Raw genomic sequence first — 315 nt, 5'->3', positions numbered from 1 at the left:
CCTTGGGCGGACGAACCTTCCCCAAGAAACCTTAGATTTTCGGCCATTATGATTCTCACATAATTCTCGCTACTTATTCCGGCATTCTCACTCGTATAAAATCCACCAGTGCTTACGCTCTGACTTCACCTCTTATACGACGCTCCCCTACCCAATGCATTACTGCAATGCCTAAGCTTCGGTTGAACGCTTAGCCCCGTTACATTTTCTGCGCAAAACCACTCGACCAGTGAGCTATTACGCACTCTTTGAATGAGTGGCTGCTTCTAAGCCAACATCCTGGTTGTCTTCGCAGTTTCACATCATTTTCCACTT

Annotated in this window: 1 rRNA gene; it reads right to left on the bottom strand. The window is 46.7% G+C overall.

Features of this window, described 5'->3' with window-relative positions:
• A 23S ribosomal RNA gene (locus ACYQ3S_RS15705) occupies window positions 1-315 on the bottom strand; the annotation flags it as partial.

It is taken from the genome of Agathobaculum sp. TL06, from assembly GCF_054658635.1.
The sequence above is the reverse complement of the archived record's forward strand: the minus strand, read 5'-3'. Positions and strand labels throughout refer to the sequence as shown.